At 63.4% G+C, this 23879-nt stretch carries 21 protein-coding genes, 1 tRNA gene and 2 pseudogenes; 7 read left to right on the top strand and 17 right to left on the bottom strand.

The window, feature by feature from the left end; all coding sequences use genetic code 11:
* Window positions 1-6: 6 nt before the first annotated feature.
* The 5 genes from ASG84_RS05715 to cobC form a co-directional block, all read right to left on the bottom strand.
* Entirely contained in the window at window positions 7-303 is a 297-nt protein-coding gene (locus ASG84_RS05715; protein ID WP_057476054.1) for a Uma2 family endonuclease, read from the bottom strand.
* 97 nt (window positions 304-400) lie between these two features.
* Window positions 401-1510 carry a bifunctional RNase H/acid phosphatase gene (locus tag ASG84_RS05710; RefSeq protein ID WP_057476053.1) on the bottom strand — a complete coding sequence of 370 codons (1110 nt, stop codon included), beginning with the start codon at window positions 1508-1510 and terminating at the stop codon, window positions 401-403.
* Between the two features lie 5 nt (window positions 1511-1515).
* On the bottom strand, window positions 1516-2253 hold the full coding sequence (locus ASG84_RS05705; RefSeq protein ID WP_057476052.1) for a zinc ribbon domain-containing protein: 738 nt from the start codon (window positions 2251-2253) through the stop codon (window positions 1516-1518).
* A gap of 105 nt (window positions 2254-2358) precedes the next feature.
* Complete coding sequence (locus ASG84_RS05700; protein WP_057476051.1) at window positions 2359-3480, bottom strand: Nif3-like dinuclear metal center hexameric protein; 1122 nt, start codon at window positions 3478-3480, stop codon at window positions 2359-2361.
* 14 nt (window positions 3481-3494) lie between these two features.
* Window positions 3495-4580: an Rv2231c family pyridoxal phosphate-dependent protein CobC gene (cobC, locus tag ASG84_RS05695; protein WP_082520832.1), complete on the bottom strand. Its 1086-nt coding sequence runs from the start codon at window positions 4578-4580 to the stop codon at window positions 3495-3497.
* A 56-nt stretch (window positions 4581-4636) separates the two neighbouring features.
* On the opposite strand from cobC, the gene ASG84_RS05690 reads away from it, so the two are divergent.
* Genes ASG84_RS05690 through ASG84_RS05680 form a run of 3 tightly spaced genes read left to right on the top strand, consistent with a single transcriptional unit; the run spans window position 4637 to window position 6753 of the window.
* A complete protein-coding gene (locus tag ASG84_RS05690) occupies window positions 4637-5329 on the top strand; it encodes an HAD-IA family hydrolase (RefSeq protein WP_057476050.1) in 693 nt (230 codons plus the stop codon).
* A complete protein-coding gene (locus ASG84_RS05685; protein ID WP_200936506.1) occupies window positions 5326-5799 on the top strand; it encodes a low molecular weight protein-tyrosine-phosphatase in 474 nt (157 codons plus the stop codon). The genes ASG84_RS05690 and ASG84_RS05685 overlap by 4 nt, the downstream gene beginning before the upstream one ends.
* An 18-nt stretch (window positions 5800-5817) precedes the next feature.
* A complete protein-coding gene (locus ASG84_RS05680) occupies window positions 5818-6753 on the top strand; it encodes an SURF1 family cytochrome oxidase biogenesis protein (RefSeq protein WP_057476049.1) in 936 nt (311 codons plus the stop codon).
* Here ASG84_RS05680 and ASG84_RS05675 read toward each other — a convergent pair.
* From ASG84_RS05675 to ASG84_RS05670, 3 genes are all read right to left on the bottom strand, one after another.
* Window positions 6694-7662 (bottom strand): cobalamin biosynthesis protein, encoded by a 969-nt coding sequence (locus tag ASG84_RS05675; RefSeq protein ID WP_057476048.1) that lies wholly within the window; start codon window positions 7660-7662, stop codon window positions 6694-6696. The genes ASG84_RS05680 and ASG84_RS05675 overlap by 60 nt on opposite strands.
* 46 nt (window positions 7663-7708) lie before the next feature.
* Complete coding sequence (locus ASG84_RS28515; RefSeq protein WP_268793484.1) at window positions 7709-7834, bottom strand: hypothetical protein; 126 nt, start codon at window positions 7832-7834, stop codon at window positions 7709-7711.
* Between the two features lie 191 nt (window positions 7835-8025).
* On the bottom strand, window positions 8026-8922 hold the full coding sequence (locus tag ASG84_RS05670) for a LysR family transcriptional regulator (RefSeq protein WP_057476047.1): 897 nt from the start codon (window positions 8920-8922) through the stop codon (window positions 8026-8028).
* Window positions 8923-9034: 112 nt separating this feature from the next.
* Here ASG84_RS05670 and ASG84_RS05665 point away from each other — a divergent pair, with 112 nt between their 5' ends.
* Both ASG84_RS05665 and ASG84_RS05660 read left to right on the top strand, forming a co-directional pair.
* Window positions 9035-10528, top strand: a complete 1494-nt coding sequence (locus tag ASG84_RS05665) for a CoA-acylating methylmalonate-semialdehyde dehydrogenase (RefSeq protein WP_057476046.1) — start codon at window positions 9035-9037, stop codon at window positions 10526-10528.
* Between the two features lie 88 nt (window positions 10529-10616).
* Window positions 10617-11783 (top strand): iron-containing alcohol dehydrogenase, encoded by a 1167-nt coding sequence (locus ASG84_RS05660; protein ID WP_057476045.1) that lies wholly within the window; start codon window positions 10617-10619, stop codon window positions 11781-11783.
* Here ASG84_RS05660 and ASG84_RS05655 read toward each other — a convergent pair.
* Window positions 11780-13189, bottom strand: coding sequence for an amino acid permease (locus tag ASG84_RS05655; protein WP_057476044.1), 1410 nt, complete (start codon window positions 13187-13189; stop codon window positions 11780-11782). The genes ASG84_RS05660 and ASG84_RS05655 overlap by 4 nt on opposite strands.
* Window positions 13190-13302: 113 nt before the next feature.
* Between ASG84_RS05655 and ASG84_RS05650 the strand changes: the two genes are divergently transcribed.
* Window positions 13303-14244: an NAD(P)/FAD-dependent oxidoreductase gene (locus tag ASG84_RS05650; protein WP_057476043.1), complete on the top strand. Its 942-nt coding sequence runs from the start codon at window positions 13303-13305 to the stop codon at window positions 14242-14244.
* A 12-nt stretch (window positions 14245-14256) separates the two neighbouring features.
* Here the strand turns inward: ASG84_RS05650 and ASG84_RS05645 are convergent, their stop codons facing one another.
* The 8 genes and pseudogenes from ASG84_RS05645 to ASG84_RS05610 all read right to left on the bottom strand — a co-directional run bounded on the left by ASG84_RS05645 (window position 14257) and on the right by ASG84_RS05610 (window position 20763).
* Window positions 14257-14928, bottom strand: a complete 672-nt coding sequence (locus ASG84_RS05645) for a nitroreductase (RefSeq protein ID WP_057476042.1) — start codon at window positions 14926-14928, stop codon at window positions 14257-14259.
* A 98-nt stretch (window positions 14929-15026) separates the two neighbouring features.
* Window positions 15027-15230, bottom strand: a pseudogene (locus tag ASG84_RS05640) (MetQ/NlpA family ABC transporter substrate-binding protein); the annotation flags it as partial.
* Window positions 15231-15323: 93 nt separating this feature from the next.
* A complete protein-coding gene (locus ASG84_RS05635) occupies window positions 15324-16445 on the bottom strand; it encodes an NYN domain-containing protein (RefSeq protein ID WP_156399399.1) in 1122 nt (373 codons plus the stop codon).
* A 139-nt stretch (window positions 16446-16584) separates the two neighbouring features.
* Window positions 16585-18666: a hypothetical protein gene (locus ASG84_RS05630; protein WP_057476039.1), complete on the bottom strand. Its 2082-nt coding sequence runs from the start codon at window positions 18664-18666 to the stop codon at window positions 16585-16587.
* 392 nt (window positions 18667-19058) lie between these two features.
* Window positions 19059-19223: pseudogene (locus tag ASG84_RS28105) on the bottom strand (IS21 family transposase); the annotation flags it as partial.
* A 462-nt stretch (window positions 19224-19685) separates the two neighbouring features.
* Window positions 19686-19760, bottom strand: a tRNA-Val gene (locus ASG84_RS05620).
* Between the two features lie 87 nt (window positions 19761-19847).
* A complete protein-coding gene (locus ASG84_RS05615) occupies window positions 19848-20309 on the bottom strand; it encodes a peroxiredoxin (protein WP_057476037.1) in 462 nt (153 codons plus the stop codon).
* 31 nt (window positions 20310-20340) lie between these two features.
* Complete coding sequence (locus tag ASG84_RS05610; RefSeq protein ID WP_032379129.1) at window positions 20341-20763, bottom strand: DUF3052 domain-containing protein; 423 nt, start codon at window positions 20761-20763, stop codon at window positions 20341-20343.
* A 258-nt stretch (window positions 20764-21021) separates the two neighbouring features.
* On the opposite strand from ASG84_RS05610, the gene aceE reads away from it, so the two are divergent.
* On the top strand, window positions 21022-23841 hold the full coding sequence (gene aceE, locus ASG84_RS05605; protein ID WP_057476221.1) for a pyruvate dehydrogenase (acetyl-transferring), homodimeric type: 2820 nt from the start codon (window positions 21022-21024) through the stop codon (window positions 23839-23841).
* Window positions 23842-23879 lie beyond the last annotated feature (38 nt).

Raw genomic sequence — 23879 nt, 5'->3', positions numbered from 1 at the left:
TAATGATCAGGCACGTTGCAACCACCGCTCGAATCCGCCGCACACCACCACATCAGGTACGCGCACTGTCGCCGGCGTCACCGCATCGACGACAACCTCGACCTCCGGTAACGCCTCCAGCTCGACCAGTAGCTGTTCGGCGAGCTGTGTACACAGACGGAACAGAATTCGAGCGTGGGCTTTCGACGGTCGCGGTGACTCGATAGGCACACCCTCCTGCATTTCGGCGTGAAAATCGTCCTCACCCAGCGCACGCCACTGCTCGACAGACAGCAGTGTGGGATGCGCTCTGGCGGCGGTCACTCGTGCAGTTTATCCGTGGTCACTGCTGGCACCACCGACAATGGCTGCGCTGCTTGCACGTGGCTGTGAAGGTGCCGTCACCCGCGTGGCAGAAGCGTCAGCTAAGTGGGGTCAGGTGCGAGGTGTCGTTCACCAGTCGCACCGACGCGCCTCCGTCGGGGTAGAACTCGGCGATACTCAGTGACGCGAGATCCAGGTGCAGTCGGTACAGCAGCGACGGGCCGACGTCGAGCGCAAGTTGCAGCAGCATCTTGATCGGGGTGACATGGGTGACCACCAGAAGGGTCTTTCCGGCGTACTCGGTGAGCAACTGGTCACGGGTCGCTTCGATGCGTACACGCACCGCGTCGAAACTCTCCCCGTTCGGCGGGGCTACCGAGGTGTCGCCCATCCACGCCCGATGCTGCTCTGGAAATCGCTCTTTCGCCTCACCGAACGTCAGAGCCTCCCAATCACCGAAATCGGTCTCGATGAGACCGTCCACGGTGGTGACGGGCAATCCTAGGCGGTCGGCCGTCGCTGAGGCGGTCTGTTGTGCCCGCGCCAACGGCGAGGCCACGATCGCATCGATATCGGTACGCGAACCGAGAACCGTTGCGGCAGAATCAGCTTGGCGTCGACCCAGTTCGGTCAAGTCCGGATTGCCGCGGCCGGAGTATCGCCGGTCGACCGACATGGGGGTCTGTCCGTGGCGCAGCAACAGCAGGCGCGTCGGTTCCCCCATTGCACCGGTCCACCCCGGCGACTCGGTCTTCTTGGCGACCGGCTCGGCATCGGACTTGGGTGTCAGGTCGACGCCCTCGGCCGCTGCGTCCATAGCCTCGTTCGCCAGTGCGTCGGCGTGCGAGTTCTGCGCGCGCGGAATCCACTCGTAGGTGACGGAATCGAAGCCGCGAGCCAGTTCGGCCGCTTTCCGCTGAAGCGGAATCATGTCCGGATGCTTCACTTTCCAGCGTCCGGACATTTGCTCGACGACGAGTTTGGAGTCCATGCGCACGGCAACCTCACGTGCCCCGACGTCGCGAGCCGCAGTCAGTGCGGCGATCAGGCCGTTGTACTCGGCGACATTGTTGGTCGCCACTCCCAACGACGCACGACGCTCGGCAAGAACCTGCGAGCGATCGGCGCTGAACACCACTGCGCCGTATCCAGCGGGCCCGGGGTTTCCCCGCGATCCACCGTCTGCTTCGGCGACAACCCGCGACACCTGGCTCAAATTCCGGATTCCTTCGTGCGCACCAGGATTGCGTTGCACTCGGAGCAGCGAATCAATGCATCGGCCGGCTTGTTGGCGATGCTTGCGATCTCGTTGCGATCCAGCTCGATTCGGCATGCCCCACAGCGGCGAGCTTGCAGCAAGGCTGCACCGCGGCCGGTGAGCGCGCGCTGCTTCTCGTACAGCGCAAGCAGATCCGCGGGCAATCCCGAGACCAACGATTCGCGCCGCTCGGCGCTGCGCTTCTCGGCGACATCGAGGTCTGCGACGGCGTCGTCTCGGCGTCGACCGGCGTCGACGAGTTCGTCCTCGATCTGGGTGAGCTGCGCGCCGGCGTGCTCGTAGTCCCGCTCACTGGCCTCACGCTGCTCCATGACCTCGAGCAGTTCCTCCTCCAGGATGCCCTGGCGACGTTCGAGGCTGCCGAGCTCGTGCTGCAATTCGGTCATCTGCTTCGGGGCGATCGTGCCGCTCTCGAGCATCTTCTTGTCGCGCGCCTCGCGCTGACGAACCGCGTCGACCTCACCCTCGAGCTTACGAATGTCTCGATCGAGGTCGTCCATAGAAATCTGCACCGTCACCGCGGCGTCCTTGCGGGTGGTGCGCTCGGTCTCGAGCTTGTCCACCTCCTGCTGCTCGGGGAGGCTTTTGCGGCGGTGGGCGATCTGCGAGAGTTCGGTATCCACACCGGCCAATTCGAGTAGCGAGGCCTGGACTTTGGGATCGACGTTCACGCTTGATGACTCCTGCGACTATGGAAGTTGATTCCGATTACCCTACCGGCTGCAGTAAACCGAGCGAGCCCGATCCACTCGATGGCCGGTCGCGGGGTTCATCCGTCACAGCCTCCACGGGTCGGTGCGCACCTCGGTCACCCGGCTGCTCCACCCGTCCGTGTCACCGAGCTTCGCGTCGACGATGCTGCGTGCTTGTTCACACCATGGGAACTCCGACGCCCAGTGCGCGGTGTCGATCACCGCGGGGCCACCCGCGCGCAGATGTTCGTCGACGGGGTGGTGCCGCAGATCCGAGGTGACGTACACGTCGGCGTCGGTCCGCGCGACTGCAGAGAGGAACGAATCGCCAGCTCCCCCGCACATCGCAATCACCGAGACCGCGGCCTCGGGATCACCGGCGGCTCGGACGCCCCAGCTGGTAGCCGGCAACGCGCCCCGAACGACGTCGGTGAACTCGGCGAGGGTCATCGGACTCGGCAGTCGGCCGATGCGCCCCAAGCCGGTGCACGACGGTAAGGCCGCGGACTCGAAGACATCGAACGCAGGCTCCTCGTAGGGGTGCGCGTGGCGTAGAGCCGAAAGCACATGCGCGCGTTCCGATTTAGGGGCAACAACCTCGATGCGATCCTCTGTCACCGTGTGCACCTCACCGACAATGCCCAATGTCGGGTGCGCATTCGGACCGGGGCGGAACTGGCCGAGACCGGTCGCGTGCCAGCTCGCTTCGCTGTAGTCGCCGATCTGTCCGGCTCCGGCGTCGAACAGCGCCTGTCGCACCGTGGCCGAATCGGAGGTCGGTACGAAGACCACCCATTTGTCGTGTGCAGGAGCAGGAATGGGGTCGAGTGGTCTGGTGTCGATCACGCCGAGCGCGGCTGCGAGCGCGTCCGACACACCGGGATCGGCAGAGTCTGCGTTGGTGTGGGCGGTGAACAGTGCACAGTCGGCTTTGATCAGGCGGTGGATCACCGAGCCCTTGGCGGTATCGGCCGCCACGGTGTCGACGCCTCTGAGTAGCAGCGGGTGGTGGGCGACGATCAGATCGGCACCCCACGCGATGGCCTCGTCGACCACCGCCTCGGTGACGTCGACGGTGTACAACACCTGCTGCACAGCAGCTTTGGGGTCTCCGCACACCAGCCCCACCGAGTCCCAGCTCTCGGCCAGATGCGGTGGGTACGCGGTGTCGAGAACCTCGATGACCTCGGCCAGTGTCACTGCCATGTTCGTTGCTCTCCTCACAGAACGGTGTTCAACGCATCCACCAGTATGTCGACCTGCACTGAGTCGCGGACCGCCACACGCAGGTAGTGACGGTCGAGTCCCGGGAACGTGTCGCCGCGACGCACCGCGATACCCCTCGCGCGCAGGCATTCTCGTACCGAATCGGCACCGTCGACACGCACCAGCAGAAACGGTGCACGGGCCGGACCGGCGATCTCGAGACCGAGGGCATCGAGTCGTCCGATCATCTCTGTTCGTTCACGATCGATGCGCTCGGACTCGGCACGTGCCTGATCGATGGCAAACGGTTCGGTGCAGGCACGGATCGCTTCGATCTGCAGGCTCCCCAGCGGCCAGTGCGCGCGGCCGTGCTGCATCCTGGCAAGAACGTCGGTGTGCCCCACCGCGTATCCGCACCGCAGCCCCGCCAACGCCCATGTCTTCGTCAGGCTGCGCAGGACCACTACGTCATCCAGGCTCTGCGACGCGACCGATTCTCCGGCCCCGAGCACCGCGTCGGCGAAGGCCTCGTCGACCACCACCGTTCGGCCGGGCCGACGCAGGCTCAGCACCGCCTCGCACGGGTGCAGAACCGACGTCGGGTTGGTGGGGTTGCCGATGATCACCATGTCGGCGGCCTCGGGCACGAGCGTCGGGTCGAGTGCGAAGGGCGGCGGAAGGATTACCCGATGCACCGGTACACCCGCCTGTTCCAGCACCCAATCGGGCTCGGTGAAGGACGGATGAATCGTTGCCGCGAGGGAGGGCTCCAAGCGCGGCAGCATCGAGAAGCCCTCGGCCCCGCCGCTGAGCAGCAGCACCTCGTCCGGGGAGCGCCCGTGGTGTGCGGCCACCTGCTCTCGTGCGGCGTACTCGGCTGCAGCGCTCGGGTACGAACCCAGTGAACTCAGTGCGGTGGCAAGCCGATCCCGTAGCCAGGGCGGCGGGCCGTCGCCGCGCACGTTGACGGCGAAATCGACGAAACCGGACTCGACCTCGACGTCGCCGTGGTGACGAAGGAGCTCATCCGGCCTGTGACGAAGGAGCTCATCCGGCTTGTGACGGAGAAGCGCGTCGGGTTCGGCAGCTGTATCGGACATCGCGACGAGCGTAGCCGCAGACATACCCGAACAGTCCGCACCGATAGGCTTCGAACATGCCTGCCGTTACCCCCGCGTCCGTTGTTCTGTTCGATCTCGATGGAACTCTGACCGATTCCGCACCGGGAATTCATGCCGGTTTTCGCCACGCACTGGCCTCGGTGGACGCGCCCGAGCCGACCGATGAGCAGCTGTCGCTGGTCGTCGGGCCGCCCCTGATCGACACCTTGCGCGGGCTCGGACTGGACGAGGACGCGGCGCAACGAGCGTTGGCGGCGTATTTCGAGCGGTACGACGAGCGGGGCTGGGCCGAGAACACCGCGTTCGAGGGCATCGAACCGGTATTGACGCGGTTGCAGGAACGCGGCGTGCGCCTCGGAGTGGCGACGTCCAAGTCGGAGCGCTTCGCCGTACGAATTCTCGACCACTTCGGTCTGTCTCGATACTTCGAGTTCATCGGCGGTGCCAGCAACGACGGCACCCGGCGAGCGAAGTCCGATGTCATCGCGCACTCGTTGTCCAATCTCGGCATCGACCCGGTCGAACACACGAACGGCGGCACCGCCGGGGTGATCATGATCGGTGATCGTGACCACGACGTGCACGGTGCGGCTCGATTCGGCATTCCCACCGTCTACGTGGAGTGGGGCTACGGCATCGACGGCGAGAGCGACGACGCCGCGTTCACTGCATCGAACATGGACGAGTTGACTGCGGTGCTCGAGCAGAACACGGTGGCAGCCCGGTGAACGAGCCACTGCATGTGACATTCGTGTGCACCGGCAACATCTGCCGATCGCCGATGGCCGAGAAGGTCTTTGCGGCGCATCTGCGCGACGCCGGCCTGGCCGATGCCGTGCGGGTGTCGAGTGCAGGCACCGGCGGCTGGCACGTGGGCGACGGTGCCGATCCCCGAACTGTCGCCGAGCTCGTTGCCCACGGCTACGACGGTGAGCACGAGGCCGCGCAGGTCGGACCGGACCATCTGGCAGCCGATCTGATCGTCGCGCTCGACACGGGCCATGCGAAGGCGCTGTTGCAACTCGGTGCGCCCGCCGATCGAGTGGCGCTGTTGCGATCGTTCGATCCCGATGCCGACGACTCGTCGGTCGCCGACCCGTACTACTCGTCGGACTCGGCGTTCACCGAGGTGCGCGAGCAGATCGAAAGTGCGATCCCGGGGCTGCTGAACTGGGCACGGTCTCAGCTCTCCGGCTGACCCGGCTACCGTGGTGGGGTGGAGAAGTTAGGGTTCTTGCTGCGTCCGAAGTGGTTGGTGCTGGCCGCCGTCGCGCTGGCCTTCGCGTTTCTGTGCTTCAGCGTGCTCGCTCCGTGGCAGCTGGGCAAGAACACCTCGACCTCTGCACGCAACGACCTGATCACCCGGTCGGTCGGTGCAGATCCCGTACCGATCTCGGACATCCTCACCGCCAACGGCTTCCCGGCCGACGACGAATGGCGTCGAGTGACTGCAACCGGCTCCTACCTGCCCGACTCCGAGGCGTTGGTGCGACTGCGCAGCATTCGTGAACAGCCTGCGTACGAGGTCATCACCCCGTTCGTGCTCGACGGTGGGCCCACCGTATTGGTCAACCGCGGCTACGTACTGCCTGTGGAGGGCACCAGACCGCCCGACTTCGAGCCCGCACCCACGGGACAGGTGACGCTCGACGCGCGGGTGCGCCAAGCCGAGGGCACGTCGCGGGAACCGATCGAAGAGGACGGTCACCTGCAGGTCTACAACATCAACCCGGAGCAGATCGGCGCAGCGGTCGGAGTCGATGCAATCGACGGGTACCTGCAGCTCGACGACGACCAGCCGGGCGGACTCGGCCTGATCGAATTGCCGCAGACCGATGCGGGTCCCTACCTCTCCTACGGTCTGCAGTGGCTTGCATTCGGGATCATGGCACCGCTGGGTCTGGCGTACTTCGTTCGCGCCGAGATCAGGGAGCGTCGGATGTCTCGTGCCGAGATGGCCGACGCGATGTCCGGCGAGCCCGGTCCTGTGCCCGACGACCGCGACGGACCAGACGACCGGCCCGGTTCGGTAGAGGAAGAGGAGTTCACACTTCCCACCCGACGCGAGAAACGCGCCAGGGCGCGCTCTGCATCACGTCCGACGGTGCCGTCGGATCCTCGCCTGGCCGATCGCTACGGCAAGAACCGCTGACGCGATCACCGACAGTTCTTGCACGCGAGTCGACAGGGTGACCGCTCGTCGAAGGTCGCGAGCGGTCGGTGAGGCCCCGTCCCCCAGGGTCGGCCGATTCTCGATGCCGTGTCGATACTGCGTTCTACCTCCGAGCTGCAGCCCCAGCGCGCCGGCGGCCGAGGCCTCGGCGACGCCTGCATTGGGGCTGGGGTGCTTGGACGCGTCACGACGCCACATCTTTGCCGCCTCGACGGGCGATCCGTGCACCAGCGGTGCTGCCAGTATCGTCGCCAGTCCAGTGACCCGGGCGGGCACCAGATTCAGGACGTCGTCGATTCGTGCCGAGGCCCAACCGAAGCGAAGGTACTTCTCGGACCGGTAGCCGACCATTGCGTCCAGCGTGTTGCTCGCGCGATAGGCCAGAATTCCGGGCACCCCCGCCAACGCGCCCCACACGAGAACACCCACCGCGGCGTCGGACGTGTTCTCTGCGATGGATTCGAGGGCGGCTCGTGCCAGCCCATCGGAGTCGAGGAATTCCGGATCGCGACCACACAGTGACGGGAGCAACTCACGGCCGCCCACCAGATCCTCGCTGTCGAGTAGGTCTGCCATGTGCCCACCTACCCGGGACAGAGACGTTCCGCCCAGCGCTGCCCAGGTGGCGGCCGCGACCAGAACGGTCTCGGCGGGTCCACCCAGGCGAGCGGCCGAACGGCTCGAGCCGACACCGAAAGCGGTCATGGAGCCGACCAGCAGCACGGCATGAACGACTCCTGCGGCTCTGTTGTCACGGTAGAGGGCTCGTTCGACGTGCAGTGCCGTCGTGCCGAACCCCGCGACCGGATGCCAGCGCTTCGGGTCTGCGAACACGCGATCGAGGCCGTAGCCGACTAGTAAGCCGATCGCTCGGGGGTGTGTCCACATCCCACGAATCTTGCCAACTGCGCATCCGGCGCAGAAACCCGGTGGGTCAGGCCCAGCGCTGGCGGTATGCGCTCGCGAGCTGACGGTTGCCGAAGTCGATGTCGCTTCCGTCGTTGAGAAGTGCGATTGCCATTCCTACGAAGCCGACGGCTGCCATTACGAACATTGTCATGATTCCCCCAGAATCTCGAGTGGATCCGCTGTGCGGACTTGGCTGTACCCGATTGTTACCCGCCAGTAGGCCGATTCCTACGCGTTTGAGGCGGCCGTCACGTGTGTCGGTCGTCACGAGACACCCGTCTCATCCGAACCTCCAAAATTCAACGGCCACCGGCGATCTCGCGCTGTGCAGTTCTCCTGTAGTTACTGTGACACAGGAAGCAAATGCTTCTCGTCGGTCACGACCGAGCGCAGAAAGTCGTCGACGGCCTTCACCCGTGCGAGACCGGTCAGCTCTCGCGGCACCACCGTCCAGTACGTCCGCTCGACCGAGACGACGCCGGGCAGCACCGGCGTGAGTGCAGCGTCCGGCGCACCGATGTAACTGGGCAACGGCGCGATTCCCACACCCGATCTCGCCGCGATCCACTGCCCGGTGATGTTGTTGGTCTGAATCTGCGCGCGGCCCTCGGGCAGAATCGAATCCAGGATTCGCAGCGGCGCGACATCGAGCAGAGCGTCGACGTACGAAATCAACGTGTGGCCTCGGAGGTCGTCGACGGTATGGATCGGCGACATCGCGGCGAGATACTCCTCGGTGGCATAGAGCTCGAGCGAGTACGTCGCCAGTCTGCGGGTGACGACGAATCTCGGCGACGGCCGCTCCAGTGTGATGGCGATATCGAATTCTCTCGTAGCCAAGGAGTTGTGCTCTGTCGCGGTGACCAGTTCGATATCGAGATCAGGGTGCTTGTCCCGCAGTACCCCGAGTTTCGGTGTCAGGACGAAGGCTCCGAAGCCGTCCGGAGCCGCGATACGGACGGTGCCGCGCAGGGATCCGGTGTCGGACGTCTGATCCTCGAACGCCGCGATGAGCGTCGACTCCACGGTTTCGGCGTAGCCGACGAGCCGCCGCCCCGCCTCGGTCAATCGCCATCCCGACGGGGTTCTGTCGAACAGGCGCTGTCCGGCCGACTTTTCGAGTGCCGTGATGCGCCGGCCGACGGTGGTGTGGTCCACGCCGAGAGTCCGGGACGCGTCGGTCAGGCGTCCTGTTCGCGACACTTCGAGGAAGTAGCGGAGGTGATCCGGGTTGAACACCCACCGAGCCTATCGCGCTGTGCATTTCTGCACGGCAATCTGCGTCTTTAACCTTTGACATGTGCATCGTTACAAGTGAGACTCGAGACACACCGATGGAAAGGATCGAACGTTGACCGACGTCATTGCGCACTGGATCGATGGCAAGACCTACTCCGGCAAGTCCGACCGGAGTTCCCCCGTCACCAATCCTGCGACCGGCGAAGTCACCGGCACCCTCGCCCTGGCCGACACCGACGACGCCCGCGCGGTCATCGACGCCGCCGCCGCCGCATTTCCGGCGTGGCGCGACACGTCACTGGCCAAGCGAACCTCCATTCTGTTCTCGTTCCGAGAGTTGCTGAACGCCAAAAAGAACGAGCTCGCCGCCATCATCACCGCCGAGCACGGCAAGGTCCTCTCCGACGCCCTGGGTGAAATCTCGCGCGGCCAGGAAGTCGTCGAATTCGCCTGCGGCATGGCGCATCTGCTCAAAGGTGGATACACCGAGAATGCGTCGACCGGCGTCGATGTCTACTCGATCCGTCAGCCGCTGGGACCCGTCGGCATCATCTCCCCCTTCAACTTCCCCGCCATGGTCCCCATGTGGTTCTTCCCCATCGCCATCGCGGCCGGCAACACCGTCGTCCTCAAGCCCTCCGAGAAAGACCCGAGCGCGAGCATCTGGCTGGCAAAGCTGTGGGCCGAGGCAGGCCTGCCCGACGGCGTGTTCAACGTCCTGCAGGGCGACAAGGTGGCCGTCGACGAGCTGCTCGAGAACAAGAAGATCAAATCGATCTCCTTCGTCGGCTCCACCCCCATCGCCCAGTACGTGTACTCCACCGGCACCGCCAACGGAAAGCGCGTCCAAGCTCTCGGCGGTGCCAAGAACCACGCCGTCGTCCTCCCCGATGCCGATCTCGACCTCGCCGCCGACGCCATGGTCAACGCCGGCTTCGGCTCGGCAGGCGAACGCTGCATGGCCATCTCCGCACTCGTCGCCGTCGGGAACATCGCCGACGAACTCGTGGCCAAGATCGCCGAACGCACCACGCCATTGGTCACCGGCGACGGAACCCGCGGGGCAGACATGGGACCGCTCGTCACCAAGGCCCACCGCGACAAGGTCGCCTCGTACGTCGATGCAGGCGAAGCCGCGGGAGCCACCCTCGTCGTAGACGGCCGCGGCGTGAAGGCTGATGGTGGAGAGAACGGATTCTGGCTCGGCCCCACGCTCATCGACCACGTGACTCCCGAGATGAGCGTCTACACCGACGAGATCTTCGGACCGGTTCTCTCGATCGTCCGCGTCGACACCTACGACGACGCACTGCAGTTGATCAACGAGAACCCGTACGGCAACGGCACCGCCATCTTCACCAACGACGGTGGGGCTGCCCGCCGCTTCCAGAACGAGGTGGAGGTCGGCATGGTCGGTATCAACGTGCCGATCCCGGTCCCCATGGCGTACTACAGCTTCGGTGGCTGGAAGAACTCCCTCTTCGGCGACAGCCACGCACACGGCACCGAAGGAGTGCACTTCTTCACCCGAGGCAAAGCCGTCACCAGCCGCTGGCTCGACCCCAGCCACGGCGGCATCAACCTCGGCTTCCCTGAAAACAGCTGAGCCCCGAAAACAGCCAACCCAGGTGCACGGAACTTCGTAGCCCGCTACGAAGTTCCGTGCACATGGTCACCTCGCAAAGGAGCACACCATGGTTGCCAATATTTCGTTTCCTCGGTTCCTCAAGCTGGGCGGCGGTGCTGTCGAAGAGCTGGGCACAGTTCTGACCGACCTGGGCGTATCACGGCCGCTACTCGTCACCGATGCGTTCATGGCCGGCAACGGTTCCGCCGATCGTTTGATGCAGATCATGACCGAGGCCGGGAAGACGCCCGCACTGTTCTCGGGGACCGTCCCGGATCCGACGACGGATTCGCTGATCGCCGGCCTCGAAGCGGTGCAGCAGCATTCGGCCGATTCGATCATCGGGTTCGGCGGCGGCAGTCCGATGGACACGGCCAAGGCGCTGGCCATTCTCGCGGTGCAAGGCGGGACGATGCGGGACTTCAAAGCTCCCGTACTCTCGACCGGCCCGGCCCTGCCTATCATCGCCATTCCCACCACAGCCGGAAGTGGCTCGGAGGCAACCCAGTTCACGATCATCACCGATGTCGCCTCGGACGAGAAGATGCTGTGCCCCGGCCTTTCTTTTCTGCCGATCGCGTCGATCATCGACTTCGAGTTGACGATGTCGATGCCCGCACGTTTGACGGCCGATACCGGAGTCGACGCGCTGACGCATGCCATCGAGGCGTACGTCAGCAAGAAGGCCAACCCCATCTCAGACGGCTTGGCGCTCAGTGCAATTCGCACGATCGGAACGTCGCTGCTGCGGGCGTACCGGGACGGCGCCGACCGGCAGGCGCGCGAGGCGATGATGCATGCCTCGACGCAGGCAGGAATGGCGTTCTCCAACGCAAGCGTCTGTCTGGTGCACGGCATGAGTCGGCCGATCGGTGCTCATTTCCATGTGGCACACGGGCTGTCCAATGCAATGCTGTTGCCCGCCGTCACGGCCTTCTCGATCACGGGGGCACAGACGCGCTACGCCGATTGCGCGCGTGCTCTCGGTGCGGCCTCGGAAAGCGATTCGGATCAGGTTGCCGGGGGCAAGTTGCAGGACGCGATCGTCACCCTGTGCCGCGAGGTCGAGGTTCCCACTCCGGAGACGTTCGGTATCGACAAATCGAAGTGGGACAACCTGTTGCCGCTGATGGCCGAACAGGCTCTCGCCTCGGGCAGCCCGGGCAACAATCCGGTGGTGCCCACCGCCGAGGAGATCGTCGACCTGTACCGACAGGTGTACTCAGGGATCTAGTCGGGTGTACCGGATACGCGGGCGGCAACACTGTCGCGCCGCGTATTTCGGCGCTGCACCAGGATCCCGCCGATCACCGTCACTGCCGCCAGCACGGCGGACAGCAGGATGGACGACCGCTGTTCCGGCCGCACCACCATCATCACCAGGACGAAGACGATGAATCCGATGGCCAAGTAGGTGAGCCACGGGTACAGCCACATTCGGACGGCAGGGCGTTCGCCGTCGCGGTCGAGATGCCGTCGCAGCACCAATTGACTGCTGGCAATGGCGAGGTAGACGAACAGTGCGACGGCACCGGTAGTAGCCAACAGGTACGTGAAGAGCTTCTCGGGGAGGATGTAGTTGCCCACCACAGCCAGGAAGCCGAGAACCATCGAGGCGATGACGGCAACCCACGGCACTCCGTTGGACGTGATCTTCTTGACCGCCTTGGGCGCATCCCCTCGATCACCGAGCGAATACAACATGCGAGACGCGGTGTAGAGAGCCGAATTGAGGCACGACGCGACGGCGGTCAGGATGACGATGTCCATGATGGTCTCCGCGTGAGGAATTCCCATCTTGGACAGCACATACTGGTAGGAGCCGGTCGCGGGGTCCAGTTCGTTCCAGGGCACGAGCGCGACGATGATGAAGATCGAGCCGAAGTAGAAGATCGAGATTCGCCAGATCACCGAGTTCGTCGCGCGGGTGATTCCCTTCGCGGGGTCCTTGGATTCGGCCGCAGCGATGGTGACGATTTCCGATCCCATGAACGAGAACATCGTGGTCAGCATGGCGGCTATCACCGCGCCGAAGCCCAGCGGCATGAAGCCACCCGAGGCCCAGAGTTGGTCCACACCACTGACTTCGGAGTTCGGCAGCCATCCCAGGATGGCTGCGATGCCGAGGCCGATGAAGGCGATGATGGCCACGACTTTCACCAGCGCGAACCAGAACTCGAACTCGCCGTAGTTGCCGACGCTGATCAGGTTTGTCGCAGTGAGCGCGACAACGATGATCAGAGCCCACATCCACTGGGCACCGCCCAGCCAGTTGGTGAGAATAGCGGCAGCGGCGGTCGCCTCGACGGGGATCACCAATACCCAGAACCACCAATACAGCCAGCCGACGGAGAAGCCGGCCCAATGCCCTAATGCTCGGGTCGCGTACGTCGAGAACGAACCGGTGTCGGGGTTGGCGGTGGCCATTTCCCCGAGCATGCGCATCACCAGGATCACCAGCAATCCGGCGAAGAAATAGGCCAGGAGCACCGCAGGTCCTGCGGTGGCGATGGCGTTGGCCGAGCCGACGAACAGCCCTGCCCCGATAACACCGGCTATCGAGATCATCGTTACGTGCCGTGGTTTGAGGCTGGTGCCCAGTCCTTGCTCACCGGTTTCCGGCTTGTCCGTGATTGACATACCTATAGTCGATCACAGAGTCAGCGTTGCCGCCGTCCTTGACCGAATTGTCCAGACAAACGGTGGTACATACGGTGGGCTTACGCAAAGCCCCCTCCGGGCATACTGACGACATGAATGTCGACGCTGACCGCTCCACGGACTCGATCACCATTGTCGGTGCCGGTATTGCCGGCGCGGCATGTGCCCGGGTTCTCGACGACGCAGCCGTGCCGTTTCGCATCGTCGACAGAGGACGCGCCCCGGGCGGGCGTATGTCGTCCCCCGAGCTGCACGGACGGCGAGTCGATCTGGGTGCCGGGTACTTCACCGTCCGAGACCAAGATTTCACAACAGTAGTCGCAGATTGGGAGTCGAGGGGTCTGGCGCGGCAGTGGGCCAACACGTTCGGAATTCTCAAGGCAGAAACGGCACCGTGCACCACCACCGGCCCTGTTCGATGGGCCACCCCGACCGGGCTCCGTTCTCTGGTACGAGACTTGCTGGGAGACTTCCACATCGAAGGATCCTCCGATCTGACCGACCTACCCGACGGCCACGTCGTGCTGGCGATGCCCGATCCTCAAGCGACGCGACTGACCGCAGTCCCCGACGCCGTCGAGTACGAACCTGTCATCGCGGTGGCATGCGGATTCGACGGCTTGGACGTGCCCTTCCGCGACGCGGCCTTCGTCAACGACCATCCCGATATCGCGTTCGTCGTCGACGACGGTGCCCGGCGGGGTGACGGCGCTTCGGTTCTCGTCGTGCACACCACGTCCGAGCGGGCCCAGCAGCACCTCGACGATCCCGACGGCGCGATCGCACTGGTTCTCGAAGCATTGCGCGAACTATCAGTCGTCTCTTCAGCACCCACGTGGACGCACGCCCATCGATGGACGTTCGCAAAGCCTGCGTCGCAGCACGATTGCACTTTTGCGCTCGAGCAGCGCGACGGAAGACTCGTCGGGTTCGCCGGCGATCAGTGGTGTGCATCCGGAGCGCCCAGGGTGGAAAGCGCATGGCGTTCGGGCACGGATGTCGGTACCGAGCTGGTTCGTCGTCTTCGGAACTGACGCCGCACGTGCTCAGCTGACGAATCTGACCGTCTCGTCCAAAGGCGCTCGGCTGGTGCGGAATCCGTTGATCGGGTGAGTCTCGTCGGGGTAGCCGAAGGAGATCCCGGCCACCACGCGGCGGGTGTCCGGGATGTCGAACCACTCGTGCAGAAACGGTGAGTACGCAGCCAATGCTGCCTGCGCGATGGCTCCGAGACCGAGACTCTGGGCGGCCAGCAGGAAAGTCTGCAGATACAACCCGCAGTCGACTGCCCCGTACACACCCAGGTCGGCATCGGTGGTGATGATGGCCGCGTGCGGGGCGTCGAACAGCTCGTAGTTGCGAATGAATTGACGCGTCGTGGCCTCGGTGTCGGACTTGACCACCCCGATGCTCTCGTACAGCGCCCCACCGCATTCGCGTCGCCGAGCGCGGTGCAGGGCGTTGTAGCTGGCAGGGAAGGCGAAGTCCGGTTGCGGGACCCCGGATGCGACGTGCTCCACCAACGCCTCGGAGAACTTCCGGGTGGCATCGCCCTCGGTGACGATGATCTGCCACGACTGGGTATTGGACCAGGAGGGAGTTCGCTGGGCGGCAGCGAGTAGCTGTTCGAGGACCTCGTGAGAGACCTGCTTCGGCAAGAACTGCCGGCACGAGTACCGCTCGTCGAGTAGTTCTGTCAGCGATTCGTACCGGGTCACGTCATCCGCCTCGTGTCAGTGCTGTCGGGTGCGGATCGAAGGTAACACCACGACTGCGCCCGACGGTCCAGTGCCGGACCGTCGGACGCCGGGTGCCGCTACTGCAGGGGAAGCAGAATGTCTTTGACACGCGGGTCGGTGGCCAGGAATTCCTGCACCGCAGGATCCTTGAACGCGGCGACGAGGTTCTTGATGTTGTCGGTATCTGCCCAACGGCTACCGATCGTGCGTTGACCGGCGAACTCGTCCGGTGCCGGCGGTGCGACGATCTGCTTCTCGACGGGGATGCCGGCCGCGAGGTAGTCCTGTGGGCCATGCGGGCACGCCGACACATATGACTGCGTGCGAAAAAAGTTGAGCTCACGGCCGCGGCAAGTATGCGCTCGTGCCCCGGGTCAACCTACTCGGCTTCGAACACCGTCGATGTTCGTGATGCCCCAGGCTCTCGTCGACGTCGGCCTCAAAATTTCGACCGTGTCGACGTACAGGTCGAGATAGGCGGCCAGATTCCATAGGTCCCAGAGGTGGTACTGCCTACAGATCCTGGATCCGATATACGGAGTCACAGCCGGCTGGACTTCCGATAGATTCACACGCGCATCGCCGCCGTTTGCGAAATTACTTACGGCAGTTGCAATCTGCTTTTGTTGCAGGTCGCTCAACAGTGGATTATCGGATTGCCGAAACAGCGAATGCAGAGAAGTAGCAGAAATTTCTCCAGCATTTTGTTGGAACATATCTCCGCAAAGCGCAACTATTTCCGACAACTTAAACTGCACGCGATAGCCCTCGATACCGGCCAAAATTTTGTAGATTTTGAAGATGAGGCCACCTGACCGGGTTCTGATGTCTCTGTCCCCTGAACCCCTTCCAGGCGGAACCGCCAGATTGAAGGCACGTACCAGGAGATCACTGGCCAGCTCACTACGCACGTCGACATCCCGATCCGGCGCTTCATCCAATTGCGCCACAAGAACTGGAGTCACGCGCTCCTGAACTGGCACCTGTGATGCCGCGCTAACCACAGGCGTGCCCCTGTCCGCGGTTGCCAATTTTTGGATATCGATGAAATCGGTCGCGTTCGCCCGCATGCTTTGCCGAGTCGTGCTGCGACCGATCAGGATGACCGACTTACCGTGTTCGACGAGCTTCACCAAAACAGGGGAGAAGTCAGAATCGCCCGTCACGAGTACAAATCTGGATATCTCCGGCTTTGTGTACAACACTTCCATTACATCCGTCGCCATAAAAATATCCGATGCATTCTTTGAAGTTCCAGACCCCGAGACTGGAACAAATCTGAATCCGGCATCGACGAGCGCTCTGTTCGATCTTTCGAGATTGGAGTAGGCGTACGCGCGCCTTATCGCTACTGTACCCTCCGCGAAATCACAAATCCCCTCAGCCGTTGCTCTCGACACGCTTCGGAGTCGACTGTCGGCGGCACGAGCCTTCTCTGGCATCTGCGCGGGCTGAACTATGTTCTCCAAGTCGATGAAAATCGCGGTGGATGGCAACGCTGTCTACCACCTTTCTGCTGTCAAGACAGTTGACTCTACGTTCGCTCTCCAAGATCGTCAGTCGCACGTCCGAACAGGCGCAATTTGTGAAGAAGAATCATTTGTTCGACCGATAGAGGCGTGCTCGACTTACCGGTCACTCTCCGCAGGCGCTTCTATCGTCTTCCGGGCACAGCGGAGGAAGGTCGCGGCCACTACCCGCGACGGGTCCTTCGATGACCATCACGCGCGGGCTGTCCTGGATCACGACATTGTAAGTCGCGCCGGCTTGGAAGTCGGTGTTCACCGCGCTCGGTTGGTTGGAAGAGAGGTTGGGGCTGCCGAGCACAATCGTTGCTCGGGCCGTTCCGGTGTGTTCCCAGACGATCGGCCAGGTGGCGATGTCGGTGGCCCCACTGTTGCGATACAGCGTGCCTGTGCCGTCCGGAATCAGGGTCAGCTCGATTCCGCGCACCGCGAAGGTGTTACTGAACAGACCGAGCTCTGCGTCCATCGGACTGTCGTTTCCACCGGATGTGGCGTACCGGGTGGCGTCCTGGCCGGTGATTGCCACGTTGTCGCGCGAGACGGAGAAGCCGTTTCCGGTCGTCGTGTCTCGGCAGATCACCCCGACGACGTAGTCGGTTGTGCAGCTGAAGCGTCCCCATTCCGCGGATTCGCCGTACTGGAGAACAGGGAAGTCCTCGGACGGTGACTTGGAGAAGGGTTGTCCGCCAGTGCAGAGAGTACGTCCAGGGGCGCCGTCGACCCCGAGTGCTGCCGCGCCTTGCCAGGGGTTCAATGTTGAGGTTTCGCAGGTCACTCCCACACCAGGACCGTTGTATTCGATCGCTATACATCCCACTGCCGGGACTCCGATGCCATCGGCACCCCACGTCCCCGCCATCGAATCACCCATCTGGCAGCGAACGTTACGGCTCGGGCTTTGGAAGTGCTGCTCGCCCACGGCCGGTGCGGGCGCGGATCCCTCTACCTCGAAATTGATCAATTGCTTGGCATTGCCGGATAGCTCGGTATATATGCCAGTGATGCTGCTGACGATGATGCCCAGTCCACCGCCCAGCACGCCGAGGAAGAATCCGAGTGGACCGGTTGCGACCGCACTCAAACAGTCCAGTTCGGTTCTCAGCATCGACCCTGCGGACTCACCGGGGGACTTCGAGCTTGTGTCTGCCGTATCCACAGCACTTCTGATGCAGTCGTACCCACCGGCACCGGACGCGATATCGGACTTCACTCCCAACAGCGTGGCCACCGAGTCGAGCATGTACAAGAAGGTTGCAGTGAGTCCGAGCGCCGCACTGCTGCGCAATCCCACGAGTTCGGGAACAGTTCCTATCGGGAATGTATGCCGCACCGTCCCACCGGGCGTCAGAAAACCCGCCGTTCTTTCCTTGCCGGAGGAGAGCTGCCGGTAGATAGCCTGCGCGCCGGTGTCTGCCGACCCTGAACCTGAGGAGTACGCAGGTGCCGTCTCGGGTCTAGAGTAGGTCAGCCACGAAAGATTGCTGTTGGATTCGATTGAGAGCTCAAGCTTGCCGTCGGTGACCGCGACGCACGGCCACGCCGCGTTCTTCTCGTCGCCGCTCAGATTCTTGGTGCGGCTTGCGGTGATGATTCGACCACCGACTTCCACCGGTCTGCCGACACAGTCCGGTGCGTCAGCCGATCCGAAGCCGAAGAATTCCTTGGTCGAGTCCCCCATGAACGAACTGATCTTGCCGAAATCAACGTGCAGGAATTGCAGAAATGACAGGTGATTCATTTTGGCGAACAGCACTTTCGATGCTGGATCATAGGTCGTAGCGACGATCTCGACCTGACCATCGGGACCGTCGGTGACGGCAAGCGGAGCAAAATTCTCGGGCACCGAATCTTCGGCGAGTGATACCGCTACGGTGATCGGCTGAGCAGGCTGCTCGCCGTCGTTCAAGACGACCTCGATGGCACTTCCGACGCGGCCGGCGAACTGACCTGTGTCCTGGAAACGATCGCTGGTGTGGCTGGTAACGACCACCTCCGATCCTTCGGCGGCAACCCCTGCAGGAGCGCTGACGGTGAATCCGTCGACTACGACGGCAAAGCCGTTGCCGTCGACAATCGCGTTACTCGAGACGGTCTCGTCCCCATTCACGAGACCGCGAATCTGCGCACACGAGACCGTGAGACTCGAAATGACGCATACCGACACCACCAGGAAGAACACCGGTTTGCGCACGCAGTACCTTTCAGCAAAACATCCAGACCATCGCAAGACATTACGGGTCTAAGCATCGAGTTCCGATCCTCCATTCGGACGACATGTCCGCCTCGCGTCGCTGACGTAGCCGTTACTGCGATCGAATGAAATTGGATGAATACCCCGCTCTGGGTTCGCTCGGCGGACTCGTCTCGTGTTGAGATCACCCCGTCAAGCGAAGGGGTGGTCTCGCGTCGAAGCATTCGTTGGTCCGTGTTGGTAAGGTCCGCCGCTACGCGGCTGCCGTGGGGCTCTCAGCGATCACCTGGGCTTTGGGCGCACCGGGTGTAGCCGCCGCCGACGTTCCCGAGTCCACCACAGCGGAAGTGCAACCGAATGTCGATCGCCTACAACACTTTCGGGGCATCGGCTTCGGCTACCAGGCGGCGGAAGTTGCAGTCCGACCCTTTGCATCCGGCTTTGCGGGCGATCGGCAGGAGCCGTCTCGCCGAGATTCTGCCCTTCGATTTCGCGACCCGTTCCGCTACCAGGTCGGTGACTGCGTCTTAGTTGCGGTCACGCTCGGCCCGCGGCGGTGGGAATCGGAACGTCGCAGACTCACAGCGCGCGTCAAGCACGATCGCCTGAACTGGACGGAGATGGCAGTGGATGGTTCGACCCCGAGCGATATCGCTCGGGATAAGCAATTAACCCCTTCGACACTGCTTGACCAGCTTGAAGGCCACCTCACGGTCTTCGATCGGTCAGCCGTGGACATGAATGCGGCAATCGTGCTGCGACTTCCTTACTGAATCGGTGCGGTGCCGCCTACGAAGTCGCATCCGGCCCAACCCGGCGCGACTACAACCAGGCGTGGTTCGAGCGGATCAGCCTCGATGCCGACGAGTTCGAGGTTGTCCAGACAGGAGGCAGACTCTATGGATTTGATCGAAGCGTTGAGAACAGCATCGGCAAATGAGAATCTACGGGTCGAACCAGGAGAGGATGACCTTGAGTTGAGGATGACTTCAATGACAAGGGTTCGGACGTCAAGTCCCTGGTGGGCGCAGAGGGGTTCGAACCCCCGACCGCTGGTGTGTAAAACCAGAGCTCTACCGCTGAGCTATACGCCCGAGTACCGGTGGCCTGGGGACAACCCCGGGCCACCGGAACGCTTGGAGAAATTTATCGTGTCTGATCTCTAACTACAATTCCGCAGGTCAGCTCACCTGTGCGAGTGCCTCGGACCACGATGAACTGTCTCGTGCTTCCCCGGGGCCGTTCATTTCGGCGAACCTGATGATTCCGGACTTGTCGACCACGAACGTTCCGCGATTGGCGAATCCGGCATCTTCGTTGAACACCCCGTATGCCTGAGCTACTGCACCGTGCGGCCAGAAGTCGGACAGCAGCGGGAATGTGTATCCCTGTTCTGCGGCCCAGATCTTGTGAGTCGGAGGCGGACCCACCGAGATCGCCAGGATCGCGGTGTCGTCGTTCTCGAACGACGGTAACTCGTCGCGCACTTTGCACAGCTCGCCCTGGCACGTACCGGTGAACGCCAGTGGATAGAACACGAGCAGAACGTTTTTCACGTTCCTGTACGACGACAACGTGACCAGTTGGTTGTTCTGGTCTTTGAGGGTGAAGTCGGGCGCTTCCGCGCCAACCTCGATCGGCATCTAGAACCGTCTTCCTGTGTCGAGAATCGGTCTACCGCTTGGTGGCGGGAGTCTTGGGCTGAACCAATCGACTTCCGATCCAGTCGCCGAGGTTTGCCGCAGAGGTCTGCGTCAATCCTGCGGTCGGGGCGGATTCGGCAATCTCGCTGGGTTCGACATGACCGGACATGCCGGTCTTGGGGCTGAGGACCCACACGATGCCATCGTCCGAAAGCGGACCGATCGCATCCATGAGTGCATCGACCAGGTCACCGTCTCCGTCGCGCCACCACAGCAGCACAACGTCGATCACCTCGTCGGAATCCTCGTCGAGGGTCTCCCCACCGATCGCATCTTCTACGTCGGCGCGCAGATCATCGTCGGTGTCCTCGTCCCAGCCCAGCTCCTGAACGACCATGTCGCGAGTTATGCCAAGTTTCTGAGCGTAGTTCTGAGCGTCCGCCGCGGCGACCACGGTGGTGACCTCCTTGAATTGTGGGTGCAGTAGTCAAAGCGAACAGTGTTGAAGCCGTTCGCGCAAGCTGACCGCGCCGAAATTGAGTACATAAATTTCTACTGGTGGGTATTGGACCTCTGTACTACCAGAACCGACGGGATGCGGCAGGATTGGGGAGGAATCACGAGAACGAGGAAAGTAGACCGCCGTCACAGGGGCGGGACTACCGGGACCGGGCGCCACACCGAGCGTCCGCCACATTGAGGAGTGCACACGTTGTCCGAAGTGAACAGCGGCGAACGGCAGAACACATCGTCTGCAGGCAAGAAGGGCTCGGACGGCCGGGTCCGCGTCATCCGTGAGGGTGTCGCGTCGTACCTGCCCGATATCGACAACGACGAGACCAACGAATGGATCGAGTCGTTCGACGGCCTGCTCGAGAGGTCCGGACCCAACCGCGCTCGCTACCTGATGCTCAGGTTGCTCGAGCGCGCCGGCGAGCGCCGCGTTGCGCTGCCGTCGCTGACGTCCACGGACTACGTCAACACCATCCCCACCGAGAACGAGCCGTGGTTCCCGGGCGACGAGTCGATGGAGCGCCGCTACCGCGCCTGGATTCGCTGGAACGCCGCGATCATGGTGCACCGCGCGCAGCGTCCCGGCGTCGGCGTCGGTGGTCACATCTCCACGTACGCATCCTCCGCAGCTCTGTACGAGGTCGGCTTCAACCACTTCTTCCGCGGCAAGGACCACCCCGGCGGCGGCGACCACATCTTCATCCAGGGCCACGCCTCCCCCGGCATCTACGCCCGCGCCTTCCTCGAGGGCCGCATCCCGGCCGAGCGCATGGACGGCTTCCGCCAGGAGGCAAGCCACGAGAGCGAGGGCGGCGGACTGCCGTCGTACCCGCACCCGCGTCTGATGCAGGATTTCTGGGAGTTCCCGACGGTGTCGATGGGCCTGGGCCCGATGAACGCCATCTACCAGGCCCGCTTCAACCACTACCTGAACGACCGCGGCATCAAGGACACCTCCGATCAGCACGTCTGGGCCTACCTCGGCGACGGCGAGATGGACGAGCCGGAATCACGCGGTCTCGCGCACGTAGCCGCCACCGAGGGTCTCGACAACCTCACGTTCGTCGTCAACTGCAACCTGCAGCGCCTCGACGGCCCGGTCCGCGGCAACGGCAAGATCATCCAGGAGCTGGAGTCGTTCTTCCGCGGAGCCGGGTGGAACGTCATCAAGGTCGTCTGGGGCCGCGAGTGGGATGCGCTGCTGCACAAGGACCGCGACGGCGCGCTCGTCAACCTGATGAACACCACCCCCGACGGCGACTTCCAGACGTACAAGGCCAACGACGGCAGCTACGTCCGCGATCACTTCTTCGGCCGTGACCCGCGCACCAAGGAACTCGTCAAGGATCTGTCCGACGACGAGATCTGGAACCTCAAGCGCGGCGGTCACGACTACCGCAAGGTGCACGCTGCCTACGCGGCGGCGATGTCGCACAAGGGCCAGCCGACGGTCATCCTGGCGCACACCATCAAGGGCTACACCCTCGGCAAGCACTTCGAGGGCCGTAACGCCACGCACCAGATGAAGAAGCTGACGCTCGACGACCTCAAGACGTTCCGCGATCTTCAGCACATCCCGATCTCCGATGAGGAGCTCGAGAAGGATCCGTACATGCCGCCGTACTACCACCCCGGTGCGGATGCTCCCGAGATCCAGTACATGCTCGATCGTCGCAACAAGCTCGGCGGCTTCGTCCCCGAACGTCGGGTGAGCGTCAAGCCGCTCCCGCAGCCGGGCGACGACACGTACAAAACCCTCCGCAAGGGCTCCGGCAAGCAGGAAGTCGCCACCACCATGGCGCTCGTGCGCGTCATGAAGGAGCTGTTGCGCGACAAGGAGATCGGCCACCGAATCGTGCCGATCATCCCCGACGAGGCCCGCACCTTCGGCATGGACTCGTGGTTCCCGTCGCTGAAGATCTACAACCGCAACGGCCAGCTGTACACCTCGGTGGACTCGGAGCTGATGCTCGCCTACAAGGAGAGCTCGGTCGGGCAGATCCTGCACGAGGGCATCAACGAGGCCGGTTCCACGTCGTCGTTCACCGCGGTCGGCACCTCGTACGCCACACACGGCGAGGTCATGATCCCGCTGTACATCTTCTACTCGATGTTCGGTTTCCAGCGCACCGGCGACGGTCTCTGGGCCGCGGCGGACCAGATGGCTCGTGGTTTCGTCCTCGGTGCCACCGCCGGCCGCACCACCCTGACCGGTGAGGGTCTGCAGCACGCCGACGGTCATTCGCTCTTGCTGGCGTCGACCAACCCGGCGGCCGTGGCCTACGACCCGGCGTTCTCCTACGAAATCGCACACATCGTCAAGGACGGTCTGCGACGGATGTACGGCGGCACCGAAGGTGTCGAGGGCTTCGGCGGCGAAAACATCTTCTACTACATCACCCTGTACAACGAGCCGTACGTGCAGCCGGCCGAGCCGGAGAACCTCGATGTCGAGGGTCTGCTCAAGGGCATCTACCAATTCGCCGCTCCGCAGGACGGCGACGGACCCGAGGCGCAGTTGCTGGCGTCGGGCGTCGGCATGGTCTCGGCCCGCAAGGCCCGAGAGTTGCTGTTCGAGGAGTGGGGTGTGCGCTCGGCCGTCTGGTCGGTGACGTCGTGGGGCGAACTGCGCCGCGACGGCGTCGACGCCGAGCGGGAGTCCCTGCGCAACCCCGGTGCGGACAAGCGCGTTCCGTTCGTCACCTCGGCACTGGCCGACGCCAACGGCCCTGTCATTGCGTCCTCGGATTGGATGCGTGCAGTGCCGGACCAGATTCGCCAGTGGGTTCCGGGCGACTACGTCACTCTCGGCACCGACGGCTTCGGGTTCTCCGATACCCGTCCGGCCGCGCGTCGGGTGTTCAACGTCGACGCCGAGTCGATCGTCGTTGCCACGCTGTCCGCACTTGCCGCATCCGGTGAGATCGACAAGTCCAAAGCCGTCGAGGCTGCGGACAAGTACAAGATCGACGACGTCACTGCAGCTCCGACGTCGTACGCCGATACCGGTTCGGCGTAGGTTCCACCCCTGTTCGGCCGACCCCCGTCCCACGTCGC

It is taken from the genome of Rhodococcus sp. Leaf278 (assembly GCF_001426085.1).
GTDB lineage: Bacteria > Actinomycetota > Actinomycetes > Mycobacteriales > Mycobacteriaceae > Rhodococcoides.
This window is presented reverse-complemented; position numbering and strand designations above follow the sequence as displayed.